The organism is Paenibacillus sp. MCAF9 (assembly GCF_052114265.1).
Taxonomy (GTDB): Bacteria; Bacillota; Bacilli; order Paenibacillales; family Paenibacillaceae; genus Pristimantibacillus.
In genome coordinates this window covers 145,773-154,342 of sequence record NZ_JBFREL010000013.1, presented here as the reverse complement: position 1 = coordinate 154,342, position 8,570 = coordinate 145,773, and the positions used below count along the sequence as shown (strand labels likewise).

2 protein-coding genes are annotated in these 8,570 nt (G+C 48.2%); both read right to left on the bottom strand.

The window, feature by feature from the left end; genetic code table 11:
* Positions 1 to 153: 153 nt before the first annotated feature.
* Positions 154 to 1,806, bottom strand: coding sequence for a hypothetical protein (locus AB4Z45_RS20200; protein ID WP_441911134.1), 1,653 nt, complete (start codon positions 1,804 to 1,806; stop codon positions 154 to 156).
* A gap of 23 nt (positions 1,807 to 1,829) precedes the next feature.
* A complete protein-coding gene (locus AB4Z45_RS20195) occupies positions 1,830 to 8,537 on the bottom strand; it encodes a DUF7507 domain-containing protein (RefSeq protein WP_441911132.1) in 6,708 nt (2,235 codons plus the stop codon).
* Positions 8,538 to 8,570: the final 33 nt, after the last annotated feature.

The window sequence follows — 8,570 nt, the reverse complement described above, 5'->3', positions numbered from 1 at the left end:
TCAGGGAAACATCCCCGTTTTCAAATGAAAGGACTTCAAATTCCACTGTATAGTGGAGCTTGAGGTCCTTTTTCTCGATGAAAATAAGTTCTAAGTAGTGCTCAAAAAATCGCAAAATGACTTTTGAGACAGCCCCTTATTTGTTTCTTTGTTTCACTCGTCATCCCCAATCACAGCAACGACTAATGAATTGGATAGGGTCTCGCCAGTGTAGCTTTGCCCGCTTACCTCATAGGAAAATTTCGCTTTGACATAACCTGCGATTTCATCAGAAACGATTGCGTCAGTAACGATAGCAGAATAAATGATTTCAAGTGTTGCTCTGGGTAGTACATTCCCAAGCTGCCATGTTTGAGTGCCGTCATAATCAATGGGGCTAAGTCGAGCTCCATCCACACGGAACGTTTTTGGCAATAAATCCACGCCAAATGGAAACTCGCTTGTAAATGAAACGAAAGCTGGCAAGTTTCCATTATTCATAAGCGTTGAAACGATGGTTATTGTATCGCCATACTCCACAATAGGCGGAGTGATCTTTGCTGTAAGCTGAATGATAGGAGCAGCCACTTCTGTTATTGCAGTATTTGAGATCGCGGAATTGCTAACTACTCTTCCATCTGAGAGCCGAAAAGTGTAGACAACCGATGCAGTGTTCGTTAATGGTGCAACAGTGGCAAGTTGTAAAGGGATTTGGGCATCAAAGGTTATCATGTTTTGTGATTGCCCGAGCAGCGTACCGAGATTAATGCCATCTTCAATAAACACGCCTGGCATCGAATGGTTATTTAACTTCAGGCTATTTGGTACAAAGACTGTACCAGCAGGCAAAGCGTCATCCATCACGGCATCAACGGCAACATTACTGGCATTATCAATGTAGATCGAGTAATGCAAGACATCACCTGGGACAGCAACAAGCTGATCTACTTGCTTATTAACGCTGATCTCGGGCTGGATAAGGATAACGGCGACCTCATTTGAATGCGTATAATCCGGCGTGCCGGAAACTTGATAACGAACGATCGCTTTGCTGATAGATGTAGAGGCTGCATCCTCCGTCGTTTGCGCGCGATAGGTGATAACGATGGTTGATTGTGGTCTAATAGTGCCGAACGGGATACCTGCATTCGGATCAGCGCTTGGTGAAATAACTGCATTGATTGTCACGCTGCCGGGCACAAAAAGGATGCCGAGAGGCAGATCGAAGGAAGCGACTGCCTCTCGGAGACTAAGATTGCCGTCATTAACAATCGTAAGTTCATAGGTTACATGCTCTGAGACAAAGGTTTGTTCGGTGCTTGCGTTAAGTCGAGCAGATAGCGATACCTCATTAACAGGTGTAACGAGCGTGTTCGAGTTGGTAATACTCGTGACAATTCGCCCTTCTGCTGTTCGAAATTCGGCATCTGCCTGCGCTTGGTTAACTAGCTGAAGGCTGCTTGGAATGGAAACGACAATGAGTTGAAATATGATTTGAGCTTGCGTTTGCGGCATCATATCTCCAATTGCAATACCGTTGCTTGGGTTAGCGCCAGGCATGGGTGTACCGTTCAAAATTACGCTGTTTGCGACAAATGAAGTTCCTTCCGGCAGCTTGTCGGTAAGTATGACGCTGCCGGCTGTGTTTCCTGTGTTTGTCGCCGTGATATTGTAGGTTATCGTACTGCCAAGAGAAACCTCGCTTTCATAGGCTTTTTTCTCGAGTACGATACGAGTCCCTATTAATGCGGTATTGACCGTGTTGGAGTAGGTCACCAGCTCTGCGCTTCCTGAGGCAAACTGAACAAGCGATTGATTTTGAACCATTGGATTACCGCCAGGAAGCGGGCTCATAGTGTAACAACCAGCACATTGAATCTAACCGTTGAGCTGCCTCCAGCAGCAATGGTGCCAATGGTAATGCCATTATTGGGATTAGCTGTTGGCCGCGGTGAACCATCTACAGTGACACTGCCTGCCGTAAACGTTGTGCCTGCTGGGGTAGGGTCGATGAGTATGACGTTATTGACGGATTCAATGCCATTGTTGGACACCGTTATGGTATAGGTAATGGTATCGCCTACAACAGCATCAACGGAAGATGCGCTCTTCACGACAGACACATTTGGAGAAGACACAGGAATGGACAATACATTCGATAAAATAGTTCCGGTCAGCACACGGCCATCCGGCGGTACGTAGGAGAAGTTGGCTGTTGCTTGGTTCACGAGCAGCTGCGGTGAAGGAAGTGCATCTACGGTTACCTGCAGTGAAATCAGGATGCTAACGGATGCGCCAGGCGAGACGGTGCCAACGGGAACACCAGTCGCCGGATTAGCGCCAGGCTGCGGAACACCATTGATTAGTACACTATTTGGAACAAAGGCGGCACCAGTTGGAATCGTATCGAATACGGAAGCCTGCACGGCAATATTGCCCGTATTCGTGATGGTTAGTGAATAAGTTACTGTGTCTCCGACAGTCGCATTTGCGGTATCGGCAGATTTGCCAAGTGCAAGAATTGGCTGATAAATCGGTGTAACGAGCGTATTGGAAAATGTATTTCCTGAAAAAGCACCCGAAGTAAAGCTTACGGTAGCTCTATTGCTGAGCGTGCCGGAATCTGAAAGCGACGCTATTAGTACGCTGAAATCAACCAACACGGTAACGCTAGGCGCGATCAACCCGACTAAGATGCCAAGGGACGGGTTAGCTGCTGGTTTAGAAACACCATCGATTAAGACGCTTCCTGCCTGAAAGGATGATCCAGGGGACAAGGGATCGACTACCAGCACATTATTGATATTCTCAATCCCGTTGTTCGTAATCGCAATTCGATAGGTTATCGTGTCTCCTACGACCGCATCGGTAACAGTGGTGCTCTTTACAACGGCAACATTAGGTGCAGATACAGGAATGGACAAGGCGTTTGTAATGAATGAGCCGCCTAAGGTGCGGCCGTCTGGCAGCGAGAAGCTGTAGGTTGCGGACGCTTGGTTCACAAGCTGCTGATTTTGCGGAAGCGCATTGATGACTACCGAAAAAGTGACATTTGCCGTAGTTGTGACGCTGCCAAGCGATATTCCTGCTGCCGGATCTGCACCTGGCACGAGCTGGCCATTAACGATGACGCTGTTCTGGACAAGACTTGTGCCAGCTGGAATCGTATCCGTTAAGGTAACGATACCGGGATAATTTCCGGTATTTTGAATTGCAATCGTATAGACAACGGTGTCGCCAATCGTCGCATTGCTGGTGTTTCCACTTTTGGTTCCTCTTAGTATCGGCTGATAGACAGGAATGATTACTGTGTTCGAGAAAGTGACGCCCGAGAATACACCTGATGTAAAGCTGACAGATGAACGATTGCTAAGCTGTCCAGAAGCGGGTAAAGAAATGACGGATACGTTGAAGGATACTACAACGGTATTGCCTTGTACGATCGTCCCTATAGCTACACCGGTTGCGGGATTGGCCGTTGGTCTTGGCACCCCGTCTACCAATACGCTGCCTGGAACTAAAGCACTTCCGACCGGCAATGGGTCTGTAAAAATAATATTATTTACCGCTTCGATGCCGCTATTGAGAATGTTTATAGAATAGGTGACGATATCGCCAATTGCTACGGCTGTTGAAGTTGTGCTTTTGACAACACTGACATTAGGTGCAGATACAGAAATTACGACGGTGTTGGAGCTTGCGCTGCCGCTAAGCGGGCGTCCGCTTGGCAGAACAAATGCAAAGCTTGCAAGAGCTTGGTTTGAAAGCTGCTGCGGATTCGGCAGGGAATCGATGATGACAGAGAAGGTAATGGACACGGTTGCATTAGGAGCAACAGCGCCAATGTTGATGCCTGTTACAGGGTCGGCACCTGGCTGAGGCTGCCCTCCCACTAGAACACTGTTGGGCTCAAAGATTGCACCGAGCGGGATATTGTCAGTCAATATTACATTCCCAGCATAATTTCCTGTATTGCTGACGTCGATTCGGTAGCTGACGGTGTCCCCAAGTGTGGCGTTAATAGAATTTGCACTTTTAATGAGTGAGATTACGGGCTGATAGACAGGGGTATTAACGACGTTGGACATCGTCATGCCCGAGAATACACCGGATGTAAAGGTAATATTTGCTTGGTTTCCGATTTGCCCGGAGACTGGAATAGAAGTAACGCTGAGCTTGAACGACACGGTTACCGTATTGGATGAAGGGATTAATCCAAGGGCAATTCCCGATGCAGGCACACCAGGCGCAGGATTGCCATTTATCGTCAAGCTGCCGGCAACGTATGTTGCTCCGTCCGGTACAGGATCTGTAAGTACAACATTATTGATCGATTCAATGCCGCTGTTTGTTACGACAACTGAATAAGTAATGATGTCTCCAAGCGCAACATCGACCGTCGTTGTGCTTTTGACGACCGCAACGTTAGGTGCAGAAACGGGAACAGACAATACGTTTGATTGTGTGGAGCCATTCAGAAGCCTGCCATCTGGCGGTGTAAATGTATAAGCTCCTATGGCTTGATTCACAAGGACCTGCGGGTTTGGAAGTGTTGTAATTACTGTCGAATAGGTGACGGTTATCGGTACACCAGGCAAAACGCTTCCCACGCTAATGCCGGTTACAGGCGATTCTCCAGGATGCGGAACGCCGCCAACGACGACGCTGTTTGGCGCAAACGTTGTTCCAGTAGGAAGTGCATCCGTTAACGTGAGTATTCCTGCAAGATTCCCAGTATTGCTTACTAGAACGGTATAGGTAACGGTGTCTCCAAGCGTAGCATTGCTTGTATTCGCGCTTAATTGCAAAGATATTTGCGGCTGAGTTACAGGAGTTGTTGTCGTATTAGACGAGGATGAAGCTGAGAATGCACCTGATGTAAAACTTACGGTTGATTGATTCGTTATTTGCGTTGGGACTGCCATCGTTACTCTCACCTCAAAAGTTACGGTAGCCGAACCGCCAGGGGCGAGGGTACCGATTGGGATACCGGTGGATGGAGCTGAATCCGCCCGGGGAGTGCCGTTAATGAACACACTATTGCTAATAAAGGCAATATTATCGGCTAAAGGATCGTTAACTACGACATGGTTAACAGGAGCAATACCGTTGTTGGTTACAATGGAGGTATAGGTGAAGGTATCGCCCACAACGACGGAAGTAGGTGCTGCAGATTTCACTAAAGTTACGTTGGGCAGTGACACAGGTATTGAGACGGTATTAGAAGCCGATGCACCATTTAATTGACGACCGTCCGGCAGTGAGTAATTGTAGGTTGCACCTGCTTGGTTGACGAGAAATTGAGGTGAAGGCAGTGTTGCAACCGTCACGACAAAGCTGATTTCTGTCATGCTCCCAGGCAGTACATTTCCGATGGGTATCCCTGTTACAGGATTTAATCCGGGAAAGGGTACTGAATTTATGAGCACGCTGTTTGTATCGAAAACAGCGCCGGCTGGGATATTATCCGTTACGTTTACTGTAGCGCCAATATTGCCGCTGTTTTGGACTCTTAATGTATAAGTATAAGTGTCGCCTATCGTTGCATTTTGAGTGCTTGCAAGCTTAACAATAGATATGATGGGCTGGTACACCGGAATTTGAATCGTTTCGGATAACGAAGATGCTGTAAATGAACCTGATGTATAGCTGATGGCCGCGCGATTAGATATGACAGCGGGATCGGGCAGCGATGTTACCTGTGCCTGAAATACGATAGTAACGCTGGCAGATGGATTAATGGTGCCGATAGAAATGCCGACATTCGGGTTTGCAGCTGTTGCGATCCCGTTAATTGTTGCGCTTCCTGCAATGAAAGCTGCGCTGCTAGTCAACGTGTCGGAGATGTTGACATTTGTAACAGGTACGACACTGTTATTTACAGCTACAATCGTAAATGTCAAAATGTCACCTACAGCAGCTGCGGTAGCGTTGACAGCTTTGGTAATTGTGACATTTGGTGCTTGGGCAGTGAGCGTGATCGTATTGGAGCTGCTGCTCCCACTTAAGCTTCTGCCGCTAGGCAACTGATAGGTATATAAGCCTGAGGCTTGATTGACTAAAGTTGGCGGCGACGGAAGCGAGCTTAACAAGATTTGAAATGAGACGCTTGATACGCCGGAAGGAGGCATAGCTCCAAGTGAAATGCCTGTAACGGGACTGCTGCCGGGAAGTGCTGTTCCATTAACGGTGACACTGTTTGGCACAAAGGATGAGCCGGTTGGGATATTATCCGTTAAGGTCACTTGGGCAGCAATATTCCCACTGTTTTTTACGCTGAATGAATAGGTTATTGTTCCTCCAACAGTAGCGTTCGTAGGCGTACCGTTTTTTGTAATGCTGATGATGGGTTGATATACAGGCGTTGTCACGCTGCCAGATAGTGAGAGACCTGTGAAAACGCCAGAGCTGTAGGATACCGAAGCCTGATTAACAAATGTACCTGAGCTAGGAATAGCAGTCGCGCGAATTGCAAAAGTAACGGTGACAGAGCTGCTTGACGCAATGGTTCCTAAACTGATGCCGCTCGCGGGATTTGCTGTTGGTTTGGATACGCCAGCTACAATTACGCTTCCAGAGGTGAATTCCGCTCCAACAGGAATGGTGTCTCCCAATGTGACATTGGTGACGGATTCGATGCCGCTGTTCGTGACGACTAAGGTATAGGTTAATGTTTCACCTACAGCGATGTCGGTTAAGTTAGCGCTCTTCGTGACCACTACATTTGGAAGTCTAACAGGAACCGTTATCGTGTTGGAAGCTAATGAGCCGGGAAAGATTCTTCCATCAGGTAGTTGATACGTATAGGTGGCTGATCCCTGATTCACAAGCTGAGGTGGCGAAGGCAAAACATTTACTTGCACTTGAAACGTGACCGTCGATGATCCCCCAGCTGCAATCGTTCCAATGGCTACTCCCGCAGATGGATTCGCACCTGCTACAACGACTCCGTTGACACGGAAGCTATTCGGTATAAATGATGTTCCCGCAGGTATGTTGTCTGTCAGAGTGACAATGGCTGCTGAACTGCCGGCATTCGCTACGAGCAGTGTGTAGACTACTTGATCACCAACCGTTGCGTTCTGCGTGTTCGCACTTTTTACAATAGATAAATTAGGGGCATAAACAGGTATAGTGACAGTATTTGAAGGAATAACGCCTGTAATATTGGGACCGCCTGCTATGCTTTGAAACGTAAAGGCGGCATTAGCTGTGCTTGAAAGCTGAGCGGTGGTTGGCAAGGAGGTTACGGTAGCTTGATAGGTAACGGTGATGGAGGTTGCCAGGTTTAATGAGCCTAGCGGCGCTCCGGTTCTTATGTCGAATGTCGGTTTCGAGACGCCGCCAACAACGACGCTGCCTGGTACGAACGTAACGCCAGCAGGCAATGTATCGGTTAAGACGATACTGGCTGCGTTTGCTGTCCCTGAGTTGCTGACCGTGACCGTAAAGGTGATGATGTCGCCGATGGTAGGTCCTGTTGCATTCTCGCTTAGCGTTACATTGATAACGGGCGCATTAATATTGACTTGGATGGCATTTGCGTTTAATACATAAGCATCACCAGATGTTGTAAGCGACAAAACGGCTGAGCTCTGGTTGTTCGTCAGCCTAGCGGAAATATCAACATTCGTAATATCCCAGCCCTGTCGACCGCCAATGATGTTCGTGCCGGGTGTACCATTTGTTTGATTGCGGTCCCCGAAAGTTCCGGTTGTGTTTAATGCGCCGGAATCATTGTTAATTTGTGAGGCGAAAAAATTGTTCGCGAAATTGTTCGTGCCAGATAGAGCTACCAAGCTAGCTGCCGTCGGGCCGAACAACGCTTGATCGCCTGTTCGGTTTGCATCTCCTTCCTGAGCGCTAAACAAGGCCCTGCCGCCTAAGGCTCCCGAGATCGGCGTGGCAAACCCGGTTATTGTCGTATTGACCGCTGCCGAAGTGCTTTGAACCAAAATAGCTCCAACCCGCAGCGACATGTTGCGAAACGGAAGTGAAGGATTCTGAAAAATGACGGCGAGGGTCCAGCCAGCATGGTTAGCAGTTGAATCGCCGGGAATAACAATCGTTCCGACTACGCCGCCTGTTATATAGGTCCCCGCGCCTGCCGCCAGCACAAGCGAGGTGACATTGGCTGAACGAGTATAGCCAAGTGCGCCTCCCCCAAAATCGAACGTATTGCTTGTTGCTGCGTCAGGAGTGATGCTTGAGGTTCCAAGCGGTGTAATGAATGTAACGGGATTGTTAATGGCTGCGGTTAGATTAACGGTTCCATTGACATAAGTGCCGCCCCAAATAAGTTCTGCATAAAGAACAGTGCTTCCAGTGGGGAGAACGAGAGCGGCGGCAGAACTATTTTCCAAATAGTTGCTCGTCGTTCCAAGCGGGTACGTGCCGTACCGAGCTGCTGTATTCGTAGTGCTGAAAGCGCCTATACTATCGGAAGTACCAGGGGTTCCAGCAACATCTGAGCGGCTGAGACCCAGCGTATTCCCCGTAAATGTAATGGCGCCGGTTGCGTTTAATGTTGATCGGACGACCAGAGGTATCGTATTCACCCCCTTCAAAAGCTAATTTTCTTGTAAATATGA